General features: G+C 58.9%; 23 protein-coding genes, 1 tRNA gene and 1 pseudogene. 13 read left to right on the top strand and 12 right to left on the bottom strand.

Annotated elements, in window-relative coordinates; all coding sequences use genetic code 11:
• Positions 1-6: 6 nt before the first annotated feature.
• Both rlmB and ACILSO_RS18790 read left to right on the top strand, forming a co-directional pair.
• A complete protein-coding gene (gene rlmB / locus ACILSO_RS18785) occupies positions 7-585 on the top strand; it encodes a 23S rRNA (guanosine(2251)-2'-O)-methyltransferase RlmB (RefSeq protein ID WP_395738985.1) in 579 nt (192 codons plus the stop codon).
• The gene (locus ACILSO_RS18790; RefSeq protein WP_395738986.1) at positions 582-1,304 is read left to right on the top strand and encodes an NAD-dependent deacylase; all 723 of its coding nucleotides are present in this window, start codon (positions 582-584) and stop codon (positions 1,302-1,304) included. The genes rlmB and ACILSO_RS18790 overlap by 4 nt, the downstream gene beginning before the upstream one ends.
• On the opposite strand, the gene ACILSO_RS18795 is transcribed toward ACILSO_RS18790, so the two are convergent.
• The 7 genes from ACILSO_RS18795 to ACILSO_RS18825 all read right to left on the bottom strand — a co-directional run bounded on the left by ACILSO_RS18795 (position 1,305) and on the right by ACILSO_RS18825 (position 9,625).
• Positions 1,305-2,102, bottom strand: a complete 798-nt coding sequence (locus ACILSO_RS18795) for an intradiol ring-cleavage dioxygenase (RefSeq protein ID WP_395738987.1) — start codon at positions 2,100-2,102, stop codon at positions 1,305-1,307.
• A 77-nt stretch (positions 2,103-2,179) separates the two neighbouring features.
• Positions 2,180-3,718 carry an alpha/beta fold hydrolase gene (locus ACILSO_RS18800; protein WP_395738988.1) on the bottom strand — a complete coding sequence of 513 codons (1,539 nt, stop codon included), beginning with the start codon at positions 3,716-3,718 and terminating at the stop codon, positions 2,180-2,182.
• 7 nt (positions 3,719-3,725) lie between these two features.
• Positions 3,726-5,036: a hypothetical protein gene (locus ACILSO_RS18805; protein ID WP_395738989.1), complete on the bottom strand. Its 1,311-nt coding sequence runs from the start codon at positions 5,034-5,036 to the stop codon at positions 3,726-3,728.
• Between the two features lie 25 nt (positions 5,037-5,061).
• Positions 5,062-6,321 (bottom strand): MFS transporter, encoded by a 1,260-nt coding sequence (locus ACILSO_RS18810; protein WP_395738990.1) that lies wholly within the window; start codon positions 6,319-6,321, stop codon positions 5,062-5,064.
• Positions 6,318-8,060 carry an endo-1,4-beta-xylanase gene (locus tag ACILSO_RS18815; RefSeq protein WP_395738991.1) on the bottom strand — a complete coding sequence of 581 codons (1,743 nt, stop codon included), beginning with the start codon at positions 8,058-8,060 and terminating at the stop codon, positions 6,318-6,320. The genes ACILSO_RS18810 and ACILSO_RS18815 overlap by 4 nt, the downstream gene beginning before the upstream one ends.
• A gap of 35 nt (positions 8,061-8,095) precedes the next feature.
• Complete coding sequence (locus tag ACILSO_RS18820) at positions 8,096-9,142, bottom strand: formylglycine-generating enzyme family protein (RefSeq protein WP_395738992.1); 1,047 nt, start codon at positions 9,140-9,142, stop codon at positions 8,096-8,098.
• A gap of 66 nt (positions 9,143-9,208) precedes the next feature.
• The gene (locus tag ACILSO_RS18825) at positions 9,209-9,625 is read right to left on the bottom strand and encodes a c-type cytochrome domain-containing protein (protein ID WP_395738993.1); all 417 of its coding nucleotides are present in this window, start codon (positions 9,623-9,625) and stop codon (positions 9,209-9,211) included.
• A gap of 113 nt (positions 9,626-9,738) precedes the next feature.
• Here ACILSO_RS18825 and ACILSO_RS18830 point away from each other — a divergent pair, with 113 nt between their 5' ends.
• From ACILSO_RS18830 to ACILSO_RS18850, 5 genes are all read left to right on the top strand, one after another.
• Positions 9,739-10,083, top strand: a complete 345-nt coding sequence (locus ACILSO_RS18830) for a nucleotide pyrophosphohydrolase (protein ID WP_395738994.1) — start codon at positions 9,739-9,741, stop codon at positions 10,081-10,083.
• Entirely contained in the window at positions 10,080-11,120 is a 1,041-nt protein-coding gene (gene rsmH, locus ACILSO_RS18835; RefSeq protein WP_395738995.1) for a 16S rRNA (cytosine(1402)-N(4))-methyltransferase RsmH, read from the top strand. The genes ACILSO_RS18830 and rsmH overlap by 4 nt, the downstream gene beginning before the upstream one ends.
• 36 nt (positions 11,121-11,156) lie before the next feature.
• On the top strand, positions 11,157-11,417 hold the full coding sequence (locus ACILSO_RS18840) for an antitoxin (RefSeq protein WP_395738996.1): 261 nt from the start codon (positions 11,157-11,159) through the stop codon (positions 11,415-11,417).
• Positions 11,404-11,847 carry a type II toxin-antitoxin system VapC family toxin gene (locus tag ACILSO_RS18845; RefSeq protein ID WP_395738997.1) on the top strand — a complete coding sequence of 148 codons (444 nt, stop codon included), beginning with the start codon at positions 11,404-11,406 and terminating at the stop codon, positions 11,845-11,847. Before ACILSO_RS18840 ends, ACILSO_RS18845 begins: the two co-directional genes overlap by 14 nt.
• A gap of 67 nt (positions 11,848-11,914) precedes the next feature.
• Positions 11,915-15,088 (top strand): LamG-like jellyroll fold domain-containing protein, encoded by a 3,174-nt coding sequence (locus ACILSO_RS18850; RefSeq protein WP_395738998.1) that lies wholly within the window; start codon positions 11,915-11,917, stop codon positions 15,086-15,088.
• Between the two features lie 144 nt (positions 15,089-15,232).
• On the opposite strand, the gene ACILSO_RS18855 is transcribed toward ACILSO_RS18850, so the two are convergent.
• The 3 genes from ACILSO_RS18855 to ACILSO_RS18865 form a co-directional block, all read right to left on the bottom strand.
• Complete coding sequence (locus ACILSO_RS18855; protein WP_395738999.1) at positions 15,233-15,886, bottom strand: hypothetical protein; 654 nt, start codon at positions 15,884-15,886, stop codon at positions 15,233-15,235.
• Positions 15,887-15,952: 66 nt separating this feature from the next.
• Entirely contained in the window at positions 15,953-16,102 is a 150-nt protein-coding gene (locus ACILSO_RS18860) for a hypothetical protein (RefSeq protein ID WP_395739000.1), read from the bottom strand.
• Between the two features lie 85 nt (positions 16,103-16,187).
• A tRNA-Val gene (locus ACILSO_RS18865) sits at positions 16,188-16,262 on the bottom strand.
• A gap of 71 nt (positions 16,263-16,333) precedes the next feature.
• Between ACILSO_RS18865 and ACILSO_RS18870 the strand changes: the two genes are divergently transcribed.
• The 4 genes from ACILSO_RS18870 to ACILSO_RS18885 all read left to right on the top strand — a co-directional run bounded on the left by ACILSO_RS18870 (position 16,334) and on the right by ACILSO_RS18885 (position 18,160).
• Complete coding sequence (locus ACILSO_RS18870; protein WP_395739001.1) at positions 16,334-16,753, top strand: hypothetical protein; 420 nt, start codon at positions 16,334-16,336, stop codon at positions 16,751-16,753.
• 241 nt (positions 16,754-16,994) lie between these two features.
• On the top strand, positions 16,995-17,504 hold the full coding sequence (locus ACILSO_RS18875; RefSeq protein ID WP_395739002.1) for a ferritin-like domain-containing protein: 510 nt from the start codon (positions 16,995-16,997) through the stop codon (positions 17,502-17,504).
• Between the two features lie 108 nt (positions 17,505-17,612).
• Positions 17,613-17,888, top strand: coding sequence for a DUF2892 domain-containing protein (locus tag ACILSO_RS18880; protein WP_395739003.1), 276 nt, complete (start codon positions 17,613-17,615; stop codon positions 17,886-17,888).
• A 29-nt stretch (positions 17,889-17,917) separates the two neighbouring features.
• Positions 17,918-18,160 carry a hypothetical protein gene (locus tag ACILSO_RS18885; RefSeq protein WP_395739004.1) on the top strand — a complete coding sequence of 81 codons (243 nt, stop codon included), beginning with the start codon at positions 17,918-17,920 and terminating at the stop codon, positions 18,158-18,160.
• Between the two features lie 332 nt (positions 18,161-18,492).
• On the opposite strand, the gene ACILSO_RS18890 is transcribed toward ACILSO_RS18885, so the two are convergent.
• Together ACILSO_RS18890 and ACILSO_RS18895 are read right to left on the bottom strand one after the other, a co-directional pair.
• Positions 18,493-18,798 (bottom strand): hypothetical protein, encoded by a 306-nt coding sequence (locus tag ACILSO_RS18890; protein ID WP_395739005.1) that lies wholly within the window; start codon positions 18,796-18,798, stop codon positions 18,493-18,495.
• Between the two features lie 128 nt (positions 18,799-18,926).
• Positions 18,927-19,664: pseudogene (locus ACILSO_RS18895) on the bottom strand (manganese catalase family protein); the annotation flags it as partial.
• A gap of 317 nt (positions 19,665-19,981) precedes the next feature.
• Here ACILSO_RS18895 and ACILSO_RS18900 point away from each other — a divergent pair.
• Together ACILSO_RS18900 and ACILSO_RS18905 are read left to right on the top strand one after the other, a co-directional pair.
• Positions 19,982-20,398 carry a BON domain-containing protein gene (locus ACILSO_RS18900; RefSeq protein WP_395739006.1) on the top strand — a complete coding sequence of 139 codons (417 nt, stop codon included), beginning with the start codon at positions 19,982-19,984 and terminating at the stop codon, positions 20,396-20,398.
• Between the two features lie 34 nt (positions 20,399-20,432).
• Positions 20,433-20,957, top strand: coding sequence for a hypothetical protein (locus tag ACILSO_RS18905; protein ID WP_395739007.1), 525 nt, complete (start codon positions 20,433-20,435; stop codon positions 20,955-20,957).
• The last annotated feature ends 157 nt before the right edge of the window (positions 20,958-21,114 follow it).

Consider the following 21,114-nt stretch of genomic DNA (forward strand, 5'->3'; position numbering starts at 1 on the left):
AAACACATGCGCCCGAACCGCCCCGAACAACCCGTCGCCCGCCAGAACCGCCACGCCCGCTCAGACAACCAGGTGCGCGTCTATGAGGAGGGCGATATTCCTGCCATTCTCGAAGGCAAGGAAAGCCCCCTCGTGCTGATCCTCGACTGCGTGCAGGACCCGCACAATCTCGGTGCCTGCCTGCGCACTGCGGATGCTGCCGGCGTCTGCGCCGTCATCATGCCCAAGGACAAAACCGCGCCCATCACCGAGACCGTGGTGCGCGTGGCCTGCGGCGGTGCGGAAAACATTCCGCTCATCCGTGTCACCAATCTCGTCCGCGCCATGGACAAGCTCAAAGAGCTCGGCATCTGGCTCGTCGGCACCGCCGATGAAGCCACCAAGAGCCTCTACGATCTCGACCTCAAAGGCGGCATCGGCATCGTCATGGGTGCGGAAGGCCCCGGCATGCGCCGACTCACCGGCGAGCATTGCGACTTCCTCGTCAAGATCCCCATGGCTGGCAAAGTCGAATGCCTCAATGTCTCCGTCGCCACCGGTGTGTGCTTGTTTGAATGCGTGAGACAGCGGCAGCCAAGAAAATGAACAAGGAAAAGAACATCGTTATCCTCACCGGCGCAGGCATGTCTGCCGAGTCCGGCGTGCCCACCTTTCGCGGCGAGGACGGCCTTTGGGAGGGACATCACATTGAGATGGTGGCATCGCCTGAAGGCTTCGCGCGTGATCCGAAACTGGTGCATCGCTTCTACAATCTGCGCCGGGCCGCTTTGCATACGGTTGAACCCAATGCAGGCCATCTCGCTCTGGCACGCTTGGAGCGTGAGTGGAAAGGCAAGTTTCTGCTGGTCACCCAAAACGTGGACGATCTGCACGAACGCGCCGGCAGTGAAAAGCTCATCCACATGCACGGCGAGCTGCGCAAGACGCGTTGCAGGAATTGTGGTGATGTTTGTTCGTGGGTCGAAGACTTGTCGTCCAGCACGCTGTGCAATGCCTGTGGTGAGGCTGGTGACATGCGCCCCCACATCGTCTGGTTTGGCGAGATGCCCTTCGAGCTGGAAACAATCACCACTGCTCTCCACAGCGCCGACATCTTCCTCTGCATCGGCACCTCCGGTGTCGTGTATCCCGCCGCAGGCTTCGCACGCGAGGCGGCACGAAATCCCGCCTGCCGCCTCGTGGAGTTCAACATTGAGAGCACGGAGATTTCACGCCAGTTTCGCGAGCGCGTCATCGGACCCGTAGCGACGGAGCTGCCCCGCTTCGTGGAGCAGCTCCTCACAGACGATCACCAGCAGGCTTGATTAAAATGACGGCCCAAAGAGCGCGTCCTTGATGTCCTTATCACCCGCATCCGCACTGTCGCGACGGCGCTGCGGCGGACCACCGGGGCCTCCAAGTCCACCGGGACCCCGGCCACGCTGTTCGCGTTCTTCCGGCGTCTTGCCGATCACGATGTCCCAGGTGCCCACAAGTTCCTTGCTGTCCGCGCTCATCGGCTTGAATTCACGAATGACGGAGAGGCGCTGCTCCTCCGTGCCCATGCTGCGCAGGATGCCATCGCGGTCATTTTGCGGCACACCCGCGATGAAGAGCTGCGTGGTCAGCATGCTCTTGTCGTTCTGCTTCACCCGGATGTGATAGTGAATCGTGCGCCCGGTGTAGAGACCCGGCTTGATGGTGCGGAATCGGTACTCGCCCTTCGCGTTCGTCTCCACCTTGCCATAGCCTTGGAACTGCGGATCGCGCTCCTTGCCCTGCTGCGTGCCGCGGCTGTGGATGTAGCAGCCGTTGTTGTCAGACTGCCAGAGTTCCACCAGCCCGTTCTGAATTGGCTTGCCATCCACATCCAGCAAACGACCGCCAAACTCCGTGACGACGCCGCTCGCAGGTGCTTTGCCACCCGTGATCATCGTCAGGTCATTGTCCTGATCCAGCGGCAGATGGTCGGGGTAGTAGGGTCCCTCCGTCGCGCGTGGCGTCAGCGTTAGCGCCTCGGCATACACGCTGCCAGTGATGATTCCGCCGGTGGTGAGAAGCAGGCTGTGCAACAGCCTGCGACGGCTGAGAGGAATGTGGAAAGGATGGATCGTGGAGTTCATGGGGGATGAAGAAGATGCTGCTCAAACCACCCACATGGAAAATGGTTGCTGCCTCCCCGCATTGTTTTTTCAAAGGCCTACTGCTGAGCGCGAAAGCTCTGCATCACCGGCACAGCCGTTTGCAATTTCGGCTCAATGCTGCGGCCCCATTGCCACGCCACCACGGTGATCTCGACCGGCCGCTTCGCGCGTGGCGGCAGCGGCGTGAGGCGCAACTCGTCTCCCACAATCTCCGCTGGACCTTCACGCACAAAAAAGCGTACCTTCTCTCCTGCGCTGGATTGCGCACGCAGCTTTAAGTCCGCCCTGATCGGCTCAAACTCGATGCTCTGCGCCTTGCCCTCGGCATTGCGCAGAGGGAAGCGCAGCACGGCCTGCTGTACCGCTCGTTTGAAGCGCGCATCTCCGGGGTGCTCGGCCTGAAGCCAGATTTCATAACCACGCGCGATATTGTCCAAACCCTGGCGGTCAAACCGCAGCGCAAAGGTGTCGGCGCTAAGTTTCTCCACCGGCCCGCAGATCGGCGAAATCGTGATGAGATCGCTGCTGTCCGGATGTGACACTGCGCTGCCAGCCTTGAGCTTTGTCCAGCGCTCGGGCCTGCCTGCAGGCACGGCATCGAGAAAGGCGCCTTCGACTTTGAAGGTCATGCCATCGCCCTCAGGCAGCCATTGCAGCGTCACCTGCTGGTGCGTGCCATCCACCTGCTCTACGATCCGGCCGTTTTGCTTGTAGCCGAGAAGCTGAGCCTCCTTGCCCGCATAGGCACCCTGCAGGCGCTCCGTGGCCCGGGCCTGCTCTTCATCAAAGCACCAGAAGGTGTCCGTGGGATTCTGACGTGGGGGCTTGTCCATGCGCCAGCGGTCCACCAGTACGCCCTGCCGCGTCGCGTCCACCGGCCGCTCGGGATGTCGCGCCGCGGCGCGGATGTAGTCCGCGATGAAGCGGATCATGGACTCATGATGATCAAAGTGCCCGCCACCCGCATCGGCCAGCATCGAGAGCGGTGCGGCCGGGTATTTCTTCCGAAACGCCTGCGCCTTGCCCGCACGTTCATCCGCCCATTCATACTCGCCGCTCACCAGCAGCAACGGAACGCCCGACGCCGCAAATTTTTCAATCCATGGCTGCTTCTCAGGCCACGCGCCTTTCAGTGAAATCGCCGCCAGCGTGCGCTGCGGAAGCTGTGCCGCAAACAGATACGGAAACTCTGCCATCGCCGAATGCCCGATCGGCACCACAGGCACCGTGGCCAGCTCATCATAGCCCGATTTCTCCGCCAGATCGCGCAGCATCGTTTCAAAGCTGGCCACATCCGCCGCATCCAGTTTGCCACTGCCACCGAACGGCGGCGTGATCCACACGATGGCAAAATTCAGCTCCGCCATCGCCTGGCGAAACACCGCGCTCTCAAACACCGGTATCTCCAGCATGTTGTGCTGCGCCAGCACCACGCCACGCACCCGCTCGCACGTCGGCGGGATCCACAGAAAAGCACGCGGCGGTTCCTGCGTCTCCTTGCTGATCACAGACGGCATCGGCACAGACCATTGATACTCTGCGCCGAACAGAGGACTCGCGAGCAGCAGACTGAAAAGAAGAACAATGCGGTTCATACGGTGGTCAGTTTGCCTGGATGACGATGTCCTTGCCCTTGTTCTCCTGCACCGGCCCCTGCGTAAAAATTTGGCACTTCTCCGCCTTCGTGCCGATCACCACCGGCATGCTCGTCTGATTGCGCAGTATCAGGCCTTTTGCGGCTCGCTCGCTGCCTGCCGTTGCGTTCTCACCCATGCTTGGCGGCGTAAAGCCCACGAGAATAGGCGCCGCATGCACACGCCGTCCTTTCGCAGTGATGGTCACCTCGTTGTCGCTGCCGTAGATGGCGGCGATGTCATGCACGTTCACCTTCTCTCCCTCGGTGGGCAGCAGTTGCACCTCCACCTTCGCCTTGTCTCCCTCCACATACAGCAACGGGCCAAACTGCGCGTCTCCCTTGCATTTCACCAGCACGGCTCCGGTCGAAACCCAGAATGCACGCTCACAGCCCGTGGCGCTGCAGTTCTCCAGCTTCGGCGCCGTCTTGGTGCGCAGCTCAAAACCGCCACGCATGTTCTTCGCGCTGCAGTTTTTGAACACGAGTCCGCGGTGCGTGGTGTAGGTGCGGAAGGCGTCTTCACTCAGCGCCTTCATGTAGCCGGGTTGAATGCGCTTGGTGCCGCTGCGGTTCATGACTTCGCTCATGAACTTGCGCTCAAACGCCATCCCGGAAGTCTCCGCTAGCATCTCGTCCGTGCGCCGCATCACGCCTTCCACGTGGCAGTTTTCAAACAGCACATCATCGCAGTTTTCTTGGAGATAGAAGCCGTGGCCAAACGCCTTTTGGAAAACCTTGCAGCCAATGAACTGCGAGCGGCTGCCAGTGATGTGTACGCCGCAGTGCTTGCGCCCGCCTTTGCCAAACAGGTCGCCATACCCGTAAGGACTGGAACCTTCCACATGGATCGTACAATCGCGCAGTGTGTTTCCTTGTCCCGTGACACCGAGCACCGCACCGGCAAAAGCCGTGCCTTTGCCCAAGCTCGTGATCGTCAGCCCTTTGAGCGTGTTGTTCTTTCCGCTGATCAAAAACTCATCCGTGTGAATGGGCGAGTGCAACTTCTCACGCAGAGCCGTATCCAGCTCGATGATGACGCCTTCAAGATCGAACGTGTTGTCGCTGCCGCTGAAGGTAATGAACTGCCACTGCTCCTTTTTACGCCGCTCGGCGATGGACGCCGCTGGAATAAAATCAGCCAGCCGGTACGTCCCCGGCTTCATCTTCACTTGCTGCCCGCTCTGCGTCGCGGCCTGTGCCAGTTCTGCAAGGCTGGAGATGTCAGCCGCAGCCGTGCCGATCAGGGCCAGAAAGATAAAAAGGGATCGAAGAATCATGAACGGGCCATCAATGCACCGCGGATCACCCGATGCCGAGCTGTTTTTCGATGTCTTCCAGCGGCACCCCTTTCGTCTCCGGCACCATGAGCCGCACCCACACAAGCTGCAGCACCATCATCCCGCAGAAGAAAACAAAGACCCAGCCTGGCGGAAAGGCGGCGACCATCTTCGGAAAAAACGTCGTCAACAGCGCGGCAAAAATCCAGTGCGTAAAGCTGCCGAGCGACTGCCCTCCAGCGCGATGCTTGTCCGGAAAAACTTCCGCGATAAACACCCAGATCACCGCCCCTTGCCCGACGGCATGCGCTGCAATGAAGGCAAAGATGCACGCAGGAACGATGGCAAAGTGCTGCGTGAAAAACGCCCACGCGCACAGCCCCAGCGAAGCAATATAACCAAACGATCCGATATACAGCAACGTCCGCCTACCCAACCGATCAATCAGCCACAGACCGACAAACGTGAAGACGAGATTCGTGATGCCAATGCCGACCGACTGTAGCAGCGCGGCCTTGGCACCGAGTCCCGTCAGCTCAAAGATGCGCGGTGCAAAGTAGAGGATGGCATTGATGCCGGAGAGTTGATTAAAAAACGCGATGAGGAAGGCCAGCAGAATCGGCACCCGCAGCCTTCGGCTCCAGAAGCCTTCCTTTCTGACGTATCTCATGGCTGCGGCGGTTTCCCGTCCACCGAGCCAACGCGGACTTTCAGGAATGCCAAGGCACAGCAGCAGATAAATCAGCGAAGGAACCGCCGCGACGCCGAGCATCCAACGCCACGCATTTTCGCCGATGCCACCCAGCAGGTAGTTCGACAAAAAGGCCACGACGATGCCGAAGACGATATTGAATTGAAACATCCCCGCCAGCCGTCCGCGATGCTCAGGCGGCGAAATCTCCGCGATGTAAAGCGGCGCCGCAATGGTGGAGATGCCGATGCCGAGCCCGCCGATGAAACGTGCAAGGATGAGCGACCAAACCTCCGGTGCAAGGCCTGACCACACCGCCGAAATCAAGTACAGCGCGCCCACCAAGAGGAGCGTCGGCTTGCGCCCCCAGCGATCCGTTGGCCAGCCGCCGATCACCGAGCCAATCACCGTGCCATACAACGCCGAAGCCATGGCAAAGCCATGCATGGCATCACTCAGCTTCCACAGCGTCTGAATGGTTTTCTCTGCTCCGGAGATCACCACGGTGTCAAAACCGAACAAAAAGCCAGCCAGCGCGGAGACAACGGACCAGTAAAAGATGCGTGCGACTGACGGGGATGGGGCTGAGTTCATGGGTTGGAGGAGGTCGGAGCCGGCAGCACCATAACGGATTTCTGACCCGTCACTTGCATTTCATACCAGCCGGGAAAGCCACGCCATTTTACGGAACCCTTTGCGTCTGTCTTCAGCGTGACCTCGGTATGCCACCTGCGACCGATCCATTCTTCCAGCACTTCGCCTCGCTTGCGGATGCTCCAGTCCTTGTTCCAGGACGCCGCCTCGGGCTTCCAATGTGAACCCTCCCAAAACCCCCAAAACAGAAAACTCGTGTAAGCCGGGTGGCTGAAGACAGAGATCAGCACATCGCGCGTGTAATCCGCCGCCAGTTCCTCATCGTCTGTGGTCACGATGTCATACTCAGTGATGCTTTGGCGCTGTACGACTTTCGCAAAGCGGTCCGTCACCTCCAGCAGATGCTCCGGCGATGGCAGGTAGCTCTCATGAAAGTGAGCCTGATTCCCCAGCCCCGCCACGGTGAATCCCGCCTCATTAAGCGCCTGAATGTAAACAAGCGTGTCATCGCACTGCGGCCCGGGACGAAACACCTGATCCTCATTCACGAAAAACGGCAGCTTCGTCAGCGACCGCGCCAGCGCGAAAATGTCGCGATCCAGCTTCTCCAGCCCGGGTCGCTTGTTCAGCATGTCAGCCCCGTTCCAGGCGATGGGGTGATTGATCACATCCCACTCCACCACTCGATCCTTCACAAACTCCAGGCGCTCCTTCACGCTGGCCAGCGTGCGTTCGCGGATGACCGTGCTGTCCTTGATATCATGCAGATTAAACGGCGTGGCAACCTGCATGAGGTAATGCCCGCGCACTGGGATGTGACGCTCCGCGAACCATTCAAAAGCCCGGTTCAATTCCGCATTCCGCTGCGTCTTGCGCTTCTCATCAAAGTCCGGCGACCAGTTGCCATCCTTCAGATCATTCTCAAACACCACGATGCTGAAGAGGCGGTCCACGATCTCGCGATAGCGTTTGTCATCCTCGCTCTCGCCGCTGAAACGCTTCGCCACCACTGCGGAGCCAAATCCAAACGCATGCCGGCGCAGGCTCAGCTTCACCTCCGCATTGGCCGCCGGTTTACCATCATCACCCGTCACGATCATCGAGAGATCTGCCTTGCGATGCTGCTCGATGCGCTCTAGCGCCGTCTTGCGCCAAGGGGCATCCGGCTCACGCCCGGCGTAGCTCTTCTTGATTAGTCGTGCGCGTGGGAAATTGCTCACTGCCACATCGGCCGGATACTTCAGCACCCGAATGCTCTCAACCTCGATGCTTTGCTCTTTCTGACCACACAGCAGCACCACGGCAGCCTTGTCTGCTGGCACATCCGCATCTGCCACGAACAGCACCGGCTGCTCTGTCCACTCACGAAAAACAGCCACGCCGGGTGTGCTGCCAAACGAGGTGTAAGGCGCGGCTCGCAGCTGCAACTTCGCCATGACCTCGCCAGTTTCCGCAGCGCCGATGACGCGCGCCTTGATGATCGCCAGCACCCGCTCGTTCTTCGCGATGCCATCGGCTATCGGGGCCGTGAACTGCGCCGTGTAGGGTTTGGCGGCATCGGGCTTGGTGATGGTGATGCGCTTGCCACGGGTCAGGTTTTCAACCGTTCCGGCACCTTTGGACGCGGAAGCCTGCAAAACCACCGCACCATTGGCTTCCATGCCGCCTGGGGGAATCTCCAGTGCGTGCAGTCGGCAGAGCGTGGTGGAAAGGAGAGCGGTCAGAAGCAGACGTTTCATGGTGAAGACGCATCTACCGCTGCTTGGGCAAGCGCTCAAGGAATCATCGCGATGCGGAAACCCACGGAGTGATAACCACCGCTGCGCGCACGTCCTTCGCCGGTGCAGAGGCTCTGCCCACTGCGCCCGGTGGAGTACCAGCTCCCGCCACGCACATCGTTCACCTCCTTACCCTTCTCTGCCCCATTCGTTGCCACGATGACACTGCTCGTCCATTCATAGGCATTGCCCGCCATGTCATAGCAGCCGTAGGCGCTCTTGCCACTTTCATACGTGCCCACCGCAGTCGTGAAGCCACCGTTGTCAACGAGGTTGCGGTAGATCTGCGTGTTCACAAAACCGGTGTTCGTGTTGTGGTCGATCCAGCCGTTCACTCCACCATCACTGGTAAGGCTGAAGACCTGACCATTGCTCGTCATGATGTCCTCCACGCGCCCTTGTTTGCCTGCTTCCTTGGATTTGTCCACGTAGCTCGTGATCGTCTTCGCCTCCTTGTCCAGCATGTAGGCGGTGCATACGGCGTTGTAGTTGAAATGCGTCTGCAACTTGCCTCCGCCATAGCTGCTGTCCTTGTCGTTTCCCCACGGATAAAGAAACGCCTGCGGACCACGCGCCGCCTTTTCCCACTGCTCCGCACTTGGCACCACCACCTTCCAGCCCGTCTCCTGACTGATCCACTGGCAATAAGCTTCGGCATCGACAAGCGACACAAACAGCACCGGATGCGCCGCCTTGCCTTCTGGATACGTGCCATTCTTCCAATAGCGCGGCACTCCGCGATGCTTCGTCGCATCCACAAATGCTTTGTATTCGGCATTCGTCACTTCAAACCGCCCCATGGCAAAGCCGGGAAGATCACGCTCTTCATTCCTGCCAAAGGTGAATTTGCCCGCGGGCACAAAGACCATTCCTGCGGGAATCTGAATCGTCTTCGCGCCGTCTTTTACCTCCACCGTTGTCTTGTCGATCGGCGAAAGAATGGGTATGCCGTTGCCAGCTTTGGCAATGGGATCAGATGCGGCAGCGCTTGCAGCCACGAGATGAAAAATGCAGAAAGCAGTGCGGCAGCGGGACAGGTTCATGAGCAGGTGATGCCCATGAACCCGGTTATCGGGAAGAGGTTGCTCGCGTCCGCCAAATTATCCCGGCTACTTCCTGGCCTTCTTATGTTCGGGGGTGATGGTGCCGTCTTTGCCTTCCGGCCAGCTGGCGCCTTCAGCGATCCACTGGCGGACAAGGCTTACTTCATCCTTGGGAATGCGGTGTCCGGTGGCGGGCATCGCTTTCACGTCTTTGGGCGGCAGTGTCAGCACCAGATAGAGCATGCTCTTTTCGGCATTTTTAGGCACGATCACCGCTCCTGCTTTGCGTTTGGCGAAAGCCAGCGCACGCGTTTGCAAATTGAGCTCGCCCAGCAGTGTCTCGGAGTTGTGGCACTCCACGCACCGGTCGGCCAGAATCGGTTTGATCTGTTTCACAAAATCCACCGGCGGCTCGCCTGCAGCGTGGAGGGCGGTGGCAAATGAGAGGAGGGCGGCGAGTGCCATTTGAGGCTGAATTTTCATGGAGAAAGTTTCTCCGATTTGCCGGTCGCTGTCTCAGCGTGGCTTGCGGCCCGTTGGGCGCATCTTGTCGCCTTCCCGGTTGCTCCTGCCTGCTCACTCCTGCATCATGCCGCATGACCATTGAACAAATCACCGCCCGCATCTGCGCGTTTCGGGACGCACGGGACTGGATGCAGTTTCACAGCCCAAAGGAGATGGCCATCGCCATCACCGCGGAGGCCGGGGAACTGCTCCAACACTTCGTCTGGCAACAGCCTGATCAGATCGACCAGCGGGTGAAGGATAAGATGCCGGAGCTGAAGGATGAGATGGCCGATGTGGGCATTCTGCTCTTTGAACTCGCACAGAATCTTGGCATCGATCTCGGAAAAGAGATGCTGGCCAAGATCGAGCGCAATGAATCACGCTACCCCGTGGCGAAGGCCCGTGGTTCCAACGCCAAATACAACGAGCTGTGAGCGAAGGCGAAGTCCCAACACCCCACCGCCGCCGTCCACGCTACTCCGGCAAAAATCCGCGTCGTTTTGAGGACAAGTACAAGGAGCTGAATCCCGAGCGCTATGCCGAGACCATCGCCAAGGTGCGTGCCTCCGGCAAAACACCCGCCGGGCAGCATGTGCCGATCTTGCTGAACGAGATCATGCGCATTCTGGCTCCGCAGCCCGGTGAGCGAGCCGTGGACTGTACACTTGGCTACGGTGGACATGCTTCAGCACTGCTCAAGGCTGTGCAACCCGGCGGCACTCTGCTCGCGTTGGATCAGGATCCCATTGAAATCGTGCGCACCGAGGCGCGTCTTCGCGCAACGGGTTGTGAAGAAACGGCGCTCGTGGTGAAGCGCATGAATTTCGCCGGATTGCCCCGTGCTCTCGGAGAACTCGGCTGGAGCGATGGGGTGGATGTGCTGCTGGCCGATCTCGGCTGCTCCTCCATGCAGTTCGACAATCCAGCCCGTGGCTTCAGCTTCAAGCACGACGGCCCGCTGGACATGCGCATGAATCCGCAACGCGGTGCATCAGCGCGCGAGTTTCTGCAAAAGGTCAGCGCCGAAAAACTCACGGCTATTTTGAATGACAATGCCGATGAACCGCATGCGAAACTGCTCGCCCAGGCGCTGGCTGCTTCTGATTTCGCCACCACGCGTTCCTTTGCCGAAGCGGTGCGGCGTGCGCTGCCGCATCGGGTGGATGAGGAAGAGCGAGAGGCCACCGTGCGCCGCGTCTTCCAGGCTCTGCGCATTGCCGTAAACGAGGAATTTACTGCGCTGGACACCTTCCTGCGCCAGCTTGCCACTTGTGTGCGCTCCGGGGGGCGCATTGCTATCCTGACCTTCCACTCCGGCGAAGACCGCCGCGTGAAGCACCTCTTCCGCGAGGGCCTTCGCAGCGGCCTTTTCACCGCCACCAACGACGAAGTCATCCGCCCTTCCTCCCAGGAAACCCGCGATAACCCGCGCGCTGCCCCCGCGAAACTGCGGTGGGCGGTGAAGGCGTGAATTGACAGAAAGCTGGAAAACCAGCAAACTGGCTACATGAAAACGACCCTCGATTTGCCCAGCGATCTCGTTCGTGAGATCAAGCTGCGCGCTGTGAATGAAGGAGGCAAACTCAAGGACACAGTGGCTGATCTACTGCGCCGGGGGTTGAGGGACAGCCGAGCCAGAAAAGGCACGAAGCCAGCCCGGGTGAAATTGCCGCTCGTTCAATGCAGCCGCGCAGCAGTGCTGACGCCGGATCAGGTGGCCGCCGCATTGCTCAAGCAGGAAACCGAATGGCATCATGACGCTGCCTGACACCAACATCTGGCTGGCGCTGGCTCTTTCCAAACACACGCATCACGCCGCTGCCAGTGCATGGCTTGATGAACAAGAGGAAACAGGCAGCATTTTCTTCTGCCGTTCAACCCAGCAGTCTCTGTTGCGACTGTTGACCACCGCCGGTGTCATGTCCGTCTATGGCAACTCCCCCTTGAGCAACAAGGACGCCTGGGAGGTTTATGAGTCTTTCATTGCTGATGATCGCATTGAGTTCCGGCAGGAATCTTCTGGATTGAATGCTATCTGGAAAAAGCTTGCTGCCCGGCGCACGAGTTCACCCAAACTCTGGATGGACTCCTACCTGGCCTCTTTTGCAGTGGCCTCAGGCATGCAGTTGATCACGACCGACAAGGCGTTTACTCAGTTTCCCGGCCTTGATGCACGAGTGATCCAGGCTGAGGTCTAGGTTTTGGTCACAGTGGGTGGCGATTTGTGTTGAGCAAACGTCACACTTCTCTTCGTATGAGTGAGCCATGTCTCCAACCGCCCGCTTCATTCTTCTGTGTGCCTTTTGTTTCCCCTGGATGGCACTTGGCGCATTGCAGGAAACTTGGGAGACGGGGTATGCGAAGGAGGATGTGACGGGGGCGCATGTGCTTGGGTATTGGAATTTTGACGGGGAAGCGAAGGATGTGGAACTGCATGGAGCGGTGGTGAATCCGAAAGGAAAATTTGGCGGGGCTTTGGAAGCGTTTCCGGGGTTTCCGGTGGAGGACAAGCGGCATGCGGCGGTGGTGGCGGTGAAGCCGGTCAAGGGGGCCTTCACACTGGAGATGTGGATCAAGCCGAAGGCGGAGTTCAAACCGGAGCTGCGATGCTTCCTGCTGGACAAGAAGTATGTGGATCACACGGACTACCAGTGGCAGATCGGAGAGGCGGACAAGGGCGGGCTGCGGCGGATGTGGGTGACGCTGGGGTTCGGTGCGGAATCAAAGACGATTTATTCGCTGCCGTTCAAGCTGGAGCCGGAGGTGTGGCAGCATGTCGCATTTACGTATGATGGCGCAGGAGAGGGCAAATTCTACCGTAATGGCACCTATGGGGGCGGGATGAGGCTTGAAGGGTATGGGGCGGTAAGGGTGGGGACGAAGGCGCTGAGCATCGGTGACAGGCTGGGGAGCAACTATGGCGGGTTTCCGGGGCTGATGGATGAGGTGCGGGTTTGTGACGGGGTGCTGAGCTTTGAGCGCATTTCGTTGCAGATTGTGGCAGGACGGAGCGTGTGGCGGCGGATGGAGACGGCGAAGCCCGTGGAGATCGTGGTGACGAATCTGAAGCGGGAGACGCTGAAGGGGGCGGCGTTGAAGGTGAATTTTGGGGGGCGGACGGAGGAGTTTCTTGTGTCGGATTCGGCAATGGGGAAGAGTTTTACGGCCAGGTATTCCCTGAACACAGCGCTCAAGGCGGGTGATTATGAATTGAAGGTCAGGTTTGAGGCGGGTGATTATGCGACCGAGCAATCGGCGGCCCTGAAAATCGTGGCGCGTGGACCGGAGCGCATGCCGGTGATCATGTGGGGCGGGGGCGGGGACGAGATGGAGAGGATGAAGGACATTGGCTTCACGCATTTCATCGGGCTGGGGGCGGACTATGGAGAGATGTGGAAACAGAAGAAGATCGCGCCGCCGGCGAAGCCGGAGGTGATTGCCAAGAACCGCGCGATGCTGGACCGGGCGTTGGAGAACGGACTGGCGGTCATTGCGGGTTTGTCGCCGGCTGCTGCGCTGGAGAAGGAGGAGAAGAATCTGAGAGTGGGGCGTGATGGGAAGCCCTATGCGCGGCAGGACATCTGTGCATTGCTGCCGGACTTTTCTTCTTTTTTTCAGGTGGTGGGCATGAGTGTGGCAAAGGCGTATGGGGACCATCCGGCCTTCACGACGGCGCTGATTGACACGGAGGTGCGGGACAACACGCAGGTGAGTTTCAATGCGGTGGATGTGGAGGCCTACCGGAAGTTCGCAAAGGCGGAGATTCCCGCGGAGGTGTCGGCGAAGTGGGGCGTGGACTGGACGAAGCTGAAGGATTTCCCGGCAGACCGGGTGATCGCAGATGATGATCCGATTTTAAAATACCTGCGGTGGTTCTGGACGGTGGGGGATGGATGGAACGGACTGCACACGGCGCTGCACAAAGGAGTGAAGAGCAGCAAGGTGTGGACGTTTTTTGATCCGGCGGTGCGGCAGCCGAGCATCGGTGGTGCGGGAGGCGGTGTGGATGTGATCTCGCACTGGACATACACGTATCCGGATCCGCAGAAGATCGGGATGTGCGCGGATCAGCTGTTTGCGATGAGTGCGGCGACGGGGAAGAACCAGCGGGTGATGAAGATGACGCAGCTGATCTGGTATCGCTCACAAACGGCGCCGATGGGCAGCAAGGCGCCGGGGGAGGTGGTGGCGTGGGAGGACCATGATCCGGAGGCGGCGTATATTACGATCGCGCCGATGCATTTGAAGGAAGCGCTGTGGACGAAGATTGCGCGGCCGGTACAGGGGATCATGTACCATGGGTGGCAGTCGCTGGTGCCGACGGACAGTCCGGGGGCGTATAAGTTCACGAACGCGAACACCGCGCCGGTGCTGAAGCAGCTGCTGCATGAGGTGATTGAGCCGCTGGGGCCGGCGCTGATGGCGATTCCTGATGAGCGGAGCGAGGTGGCGTTTGTGGAGAGTTTTACCTCGCAGATGTTTGCGCGTCGCGGTGGTTACGGAAACAACTCGGACTGGGCGGCGGATGTGTGGCTGGCGCTGCAGCATGCGCATGTGCAGACGGACATCGTGTATGAGGAGACGCTGCTGAAGAGCGGGCTGAGCGGCCGCAAGGTGCTCGTTATGCCGTATTGCGATGTGCTGACGAAGTCAGTCGTGACGCGGATTCAGGACTGGCAGAAGAAGGGCGGGAAGATCGTGGCGGATGAGTTTCTGTGTCCTGCGCTGAAGGCGGACTTTGTGCTGCCGAGCTTCAGGCGGGCGAAGAAGGCGGACGAGGACAAGGCGAAGGTGCTGGCGATGGCGCAGGTGGTGGGCGGCTTTGCGCTGCCGCAGAAGGCAGGGTGCGACAACGCGGAAATCATTGTGCGCACGCGGAAGTTTGGCGATGCCACGTATGTGTTTGTGGTGAACGACAAACGGGAGTTTGGCAGCTACGTGGGACAGCACGGGCTGGTGATGGAGAACGGTGTGCCTGCAAGCGGGGTGGTGAGCCTGAAGGGCGATGCGGCGAATGTGTATGAGCTGACGGGGACGCAGTTCATCGTGCCGAAGCGTGGCGATAATGGTACGGTGAGCTGGCCGGTGGATCTGGGGCCAGGGGATGGACGCATCTTCATGGTGCTGCCGAAGCCGCTGCTGGGCCTGAAACTGGATGTCCCAGATAATGCCGTGATGGGCAACTCCGCCAAGATCGCCGTCAACATCACCACCACTCAAGAGGCTCCAACGAAAGCGGTCATCCCCTTGCGCGTGGACATCCGCGATGCCAGCGGGAAAACTGCCGAAGGCAGCGGCTTTTACGCAGCTGAAAACGGCATCGTCGAACTCAAACTGGATCTCGCACCGAATGAAGAACCAGGAACGTGGGAAGTACGCGTGAAGGAACTGGCGAGCGGGATGGAAGCCCGGAAGTGGATGCGCGTGACCTCCAAGTGACCATCGTAAAAGACGGTGCGCGGAGAGGGATTCGAACCCCCGACCAACTCGGTGTAAACAAGAAGTGGCCATTCATCTGCTGTGCTTTATTTCAGCAATGTAGCTGTGCGCAGCTCGGGTGATCTCGTGGTCGGCTTTCAGAAGTCATTTTTTGTTTTCGGGAAATAAAAACGTCAGAAGGTCTCGAACCGCAGGGGCATATAGGGGAGCGCCCGGCCCCGACCATCCACTGAAGAAGCAATACGTGCGGCTCAGCCGCTTCGTCTCGACATCATAGAAGGTCAGAAAAAAAGTCTCGTTGCGCGATTCATAGCTACCTGCCCCGCGGCGGCCCTCCCGCCATTCGCTTGCAAATGATCTTAAGAGAACCAGTGTTTTGCACTCGTTTGCATGCTTCGGTTTGAGGTGTTTGGGTATATCTGCGGTGAAGCCCAATCCCATTGGGTCGTAGCCGAGATCTGTAACTGTAAAGTGATCCGACGCACCGGAGGTCTTTTCCGATATGACAATGGCGCAAAACGGCGACTGAAAGGTGCGGAGTTCCGCGGCAATGTCCGGGTTCTGTCGCACGCCCTCCACACCAAGCGCCTGCTTAAATGGCGACATTCCGGTGCCCTGAGGCTGTCGGCTGAGCATATTGACGCCCGAGGGGATTTCGGATTTGACCCTCTCAATCCAAGATGCGGCTTCGCGCTGTGCGCTGCAATTTCGCAGTATCAGCGCCAAAGGTACCACGATCACCAGAGCAAGGAGGCTCCACCCTTGAAGTTTGTCGAAATTAATCCGTCGAAGATTCATGTTGGGGACAAGCTTGGGTTGAGCGGCATGGATTAGGCAGTAATCGCGACAGCCTGGATGAAATTGTCACGTCCAAAGCTCATCGCGCAGGTGAGAGAGGAAGGGCCAGATGCTCGGCATGAGGAAAAGGGAGCCGATTAAAAGCAGGATCAAAAAAGCGACGCTCCCATGGAGCACGCGATCTGTCACTCCTCCGGGCAGGGATTTGGCATTCATGGAATGCGATGATGGCGATGAGGCGTGCGGTTGGCGATGAAAATCGCGGCGAACATCGACGGCCACCTTTTCAGCTCTTCAAACATGGTGCGCGGAGAGGGATTCGAACCCCCGACCAACTCGGTGTAAACGAGCCGCTCTACCACTGAGCTATCCACGCGTTTGATTGCTACTGCATGGTTCTTGCCGACAAACTCGGTGCTGTCAAATGCTGTTGAGCATGCGAGGCGTTTGAAAACACACCCTCCAGGGAACATCTCCTCCACCGATTTCAATGACCCCGGAGAAATCATCAGCGGCACAGCGGAAGCGCCCATGCGGACCGGCATGGCAGTTTTTCGCGATGCTGAAGACCGCCGCACCGCGCTGGTGGAAGGAATGCGCGCCTGCGGAGTGATGCTCAAAAACTGCCGGAGCGCCGTGACCGTGAAGGGGATGGTGGAGGACGCACGCTTCCTCAAAAATCGCGTTCATGCGCAGCGGCAATTTTTCAACATCGAACCGCCATGCAAGAGCCAGGTGACCGAGGAGCGAAATGAGTGCCAGATGTCCGGCAGCGAAAGCGGGCAAGCAAGAGACGGCCCGGTGAAGGCAACCCTCGAAGAGCGTTGCTTTCCGAAGCAGGCGCTGGTCACGTGCAGCCGCGCATGAGGAAAAGAATCAGGAGAATGGGAACAGGAACGCCGATCAGCCACAGCAGCGCCCAGCCAGCTTTTCCGGAGGTCCAACGATTGAGGTTAAGCGATTTCATGCCTCCAGTTCGGTGTGGGAAAGGTGCTCACGTTTATGAAAGGTCCATGAAAAAACGCCCGAGGCATGGATGCTCCGGCAACCTGATCCCATGGTGTGTGCCTGGCACATCCAATGACGCATGGTGGACGATGTGTTCTGCATGAAACTCGCAACCATCGAAGACCTCTTCCACCACGAAATCACTGATCTTTACAGTGCCGAAAAACAGCTGATCAAGGCGCTCCCGAAGATGGCCAAAGCGGCGACGAACGCCGACCTCAAGGCTGGGTTCGAGCAGCATCTTGAAGAGACCAAGGTGCATGCCGAACGCCTGGAACAGGTGGCTGAGGAATTTGGCAAGGCGCTTGGACGCCACAAATGCAAAGCCATGGAAGGACTTGTGGAAGAAGGGGCGGAACTGATCAGCGAAGATGCCCAGGACAATGTGCGTGACGCCGGCCTGATCGGGGCCGCCCAGCGCGTGGAGCATTACGAGATCGCCGGATATGGCACCGCCCGCGCTCTTGCCAGCCAGCTGGGTCTGAAAAAGGCCGTCAAGCTTCTGGAGCAGACACTGGCGGAAGAGAAGGCGACGGATGAAAAACTCACGGCGCTGGCCGAATCCGCCGTCAATGCTGAGGCGGGCCAGGCGGGCAAGGAACAGGAGTAAAACCCGAGCCCGTCGCAACGAGCAAAGCGGGTGCCTGATGTCCGAACGAAAGAAGGCACCCCTTTGCTGACGGAAAGACTTTTTCATCCATAAGTTACATCTGCTGCCATGTCTCTGACATACCAACCTTTTGACGGCCTTCCGAAGATCGAAGCATTGGCTGAGGAGTTAAAGGTCAACGTGACCGATCCTGAGCGAGTGGCGTCTGGAATCGCGGGCTTCAGCCTGTGTGCGCTCAGTGCGTTTGGTGCGGGAAGTTCCAAAGCGTTCAACCTGCTGTTGATGGCTGTCGGAGCCGCCTTGATACACCGAGGGACCAGCGGACACTGCCCCTTGTACAAGCATCTGCTGCATGATAACCGGCGGCATGAGGTTGTTGAATAAAAACAGTTTCATGCACCCTTTCGATTGCCATGCCTGATGTGGGTCTATGCTCTGCCACTGAAACCGCTGCCAAGGATGTGCCGGTGATCCTCCGGTATGAGGTCGAAGTGAGCGGTGAGCTGGAGAAGGACGGTGAAAAGGCGCTCGCTTTGTGGGCGCGGCGGCTGAAATGCGCTGTTGAGGCGAGGAAAGGGCCGGGGTTCAGCGCCGCCTGCACGCCGATTGACTCCATGGGTCTGCCTGAAAGCGGTGGGGAAAGGGAGGCTTCGTGATGGACTCTCCCATGCACCCGGAAACAAGCCCCAGCCTTCCTCAGGAGGTTTATCAGGCGCAGCTTCTCGACCGGGAAAGCAAGGTGATCGCCGCAGGCCATGTGAGGATCACAGGCGAGCTGAGGGGAGCGTTTGAGAAGAGTCTTCTGGATGAACCTGCACAAATCGCGAAGGACGCGGTCTTCCTAAGCTGGGGCACTTTTTCTCCCAGGAGACTGAAGTCACTTCGGTACTGTGCGGGCATGTCCTTTGGGCATTTTGATTTTGTTCTGGAGGCATAAGCCGCAGCCACGAGGGGTCAAAGCGGATGCCATGGAGCTCTGAGGCGCGGGCTAGAGCAAGGACATGGGCACAGCGCGGATCACGATTTCGTTTTGCTGAAAATGGCGCTCCAGCGTTTTTCGATAGTCAGCCCACCAGCCGGGATCCACCTGTTCAAGCATGACTTCATAGATGACGATATCGTCGATGACGTCTTCTCCTTCGTTGCTCCATCGGACTTCCGCAGGAGCGCGGAAGTAGCAGGTGATGCCGCCGAAGTGTCGCGTCAGCTCCTCCTTGATGCGGGCGAAAAGGCGTAGGTCCAGCAGGTAGCGGGCATTGTCGGCCAGCGGAAGAAGAATTTGAACCAGATGCATGGCAGCAACGGATCTGGCTGGCCGGCTCACCGGCTCTTGCGTTTACGCGGCGGAGTCGCGGCGGTGTCGGAGGCACCAAGTGTGGTCTTGCCATTCTTGGGTGTGGCCCTGAGGACCTGGAACTCGGAAATGGCGGGAGCTTCCACGATCTCCATCTGCTTGGGATCATTCCATGGTCCGCTGACGTCGATCTCACCTTGATCGCCTTTAGAGGTGGAGGTGTTGTAAAACTGATCGACGATCCCAGGAGTCGGAGGAATGAGGCCGACCGAGAGCGGCCCTTCGCCTGCGACAAGTTTGCCGCCGCTGGAGAAAGTGGTTTTGCCAAGGCTGTCGAGAGCCTGGATGAAAGAGCGCATGTGTGTGATCTCGCGCGTCATCAAAAACTGCAGCGCCTCCTTGGTGCCGGGGTCGTCACAGAAATTAATCAGGCGCTCATAGACGATTTTGGCCCTGGCTTCCGCCGCAACATTGCTGCGCAGATCGACATCAAGTTCTCCGGTGATCTTCAGGTAATCCGCCGTCCATGCGTTTCCCATGGAGTCGCACAGAGCCGCGCCGCCGCCGCCAGCAATGGCGATCAGCGGATCCTGGTGAGCCGCCTCACCGTCGGTCTTCATCGGCTTGAGGTGCATGCGCGCGAGCGTGCCAATGACCTCCAGGTGACTGAGCTCCTCCGTCCCGATGTCCATGAGAAGATCCTTGCAGGCCATGTCTTCGCAATTGATGCCTTGAATGGAATACTGCATGGCAGCGGCCAGCTCTCCATTTGCCCCGCCGAACTGCTCCAGGAGCATGTTGCCAAAACGTGGGTCGGGTGTTCCAACGCGAACCGTGAACATGAGTTTCTTGATATGGTGGTACATGATGGTGGTGGTTGAGGCGTTTTTTGTGCGGAGTGAATCGACGCTTCGCCGCGGTGTGCGTTTGTGGCAGCCGGCACCTTAGGCATCTCTCAGGACATCGCCCGAATGCCGCGCTTTTCCTGGATTGGAGATGCGGAGTCATGGGGGCTGCTTCGCTCCTGTCCCTGCGTGAAACGGAGGTGAGCCGCCTCTCTGAAGTGGCGTGGCGAAGACATGGCTGGCCTTGGTTGATAGCGTACTCACAACCCCAAGGAGTGAACCATACAACCGCTTCGTCTTGTGTTCCCGAATGCTCCTTGCCTCCAACCAGGCACTCTATGAAAATACTCAACCAACCTCTCCTCCTGCTCATGGCTGCGTTAGCTTTGAGCAGCATTGATGGCAGTGCAGCAGATCAAAAAGAACCTGCTGCGAGCAAAAAGGCCGATGCCGACAACACCGCTAAAAATGAGCGGGACCGGGATGGCAAAACCAAGACGCCGCTGGACCAGTCGAACAGGCCTGAAGACATCAAGGTCACCCAGACCATACGCAAGGCGCTCATGGCGGATGACGGCCTGTCCATGAATGCGAAGAATGTAAAGGTCATCACCACCGCCGATGGCAAGGTGACACTGCGCGGTCCGGTGAACAGCGAGGAAGAGAAGACGAAGATCGCCGACCATGCCAAGCAGGCCGCAGGCAGCGCCACCATCGTCAATAAGATCGAAGTCAAAGCCGCCAGCCAGAAGTAACTTTTTTTACAACCTTACATCCCCCCCCAATCTTATGTCCAAATCCGTATTCTGCATCGCCACCAGTGAAGCCCAGGCCAACCGCATCGTCGAACGCCTGCTGGCCAGTGGTTTTTCCAACTCAGACATTTCAGTGCTCCTGCCGGATGCCACCGGCAAAGGGGAGTTCGGACATGTGAAATCGACCAAGGCTTCCGAAGGCGTGGCCACCGGAGCCACGACGGGCGGTATTGCCGGCGGTGCCATTGGGCTGCTGCTGGGCATTGGTGCACTGGCCATTCCCGGCCTTGGTGCCTTCATCGCCGCGGGCCCGGTGATGGCTGCGCTCAGTGGCGCGGCCGTGGGTGCCGCAACGGGCGGAGTGGTTGGCGGACTCATTGGTCTGGGCATTCCGGAGATCGAAGCCAAACGCTACGAGACCCGGCTGCGCGAGGGGAACTTTCTGCTGTCTGCGCACACAGAAACCAGTGAGCAGATCTCCCGCGCCAAGGACATCTTTGAGGCTGAGAATGCGGAAGACATCAGTGTGGTGAACGAAGCCTCGGCACCCACGAAGTAATCCATTCCAGCGTTCATTCCACCAACAGAAACCCTGCGCATGACCTGTGCAGGGTTTTCTTTTTTTGCCGGGCATTTCGGATCGCTCGCAGCGGATACTGCGTGGCACAGGCAACAGAGAGAGCGCGAGTTCGGCGGATCTGACCGACCCTCTTTCG

The sequence above is a fragment of the Prosthecobacter sp. genome (assembly GCF_044226605.1).
Taxonomy (GTDB): domain Bacteria; phylum Verrucomicrobiota; class Verrucomicrobiia; order Verrucomicrobiales; family Verrucomicrobiaceae; genus Prosthecobacter.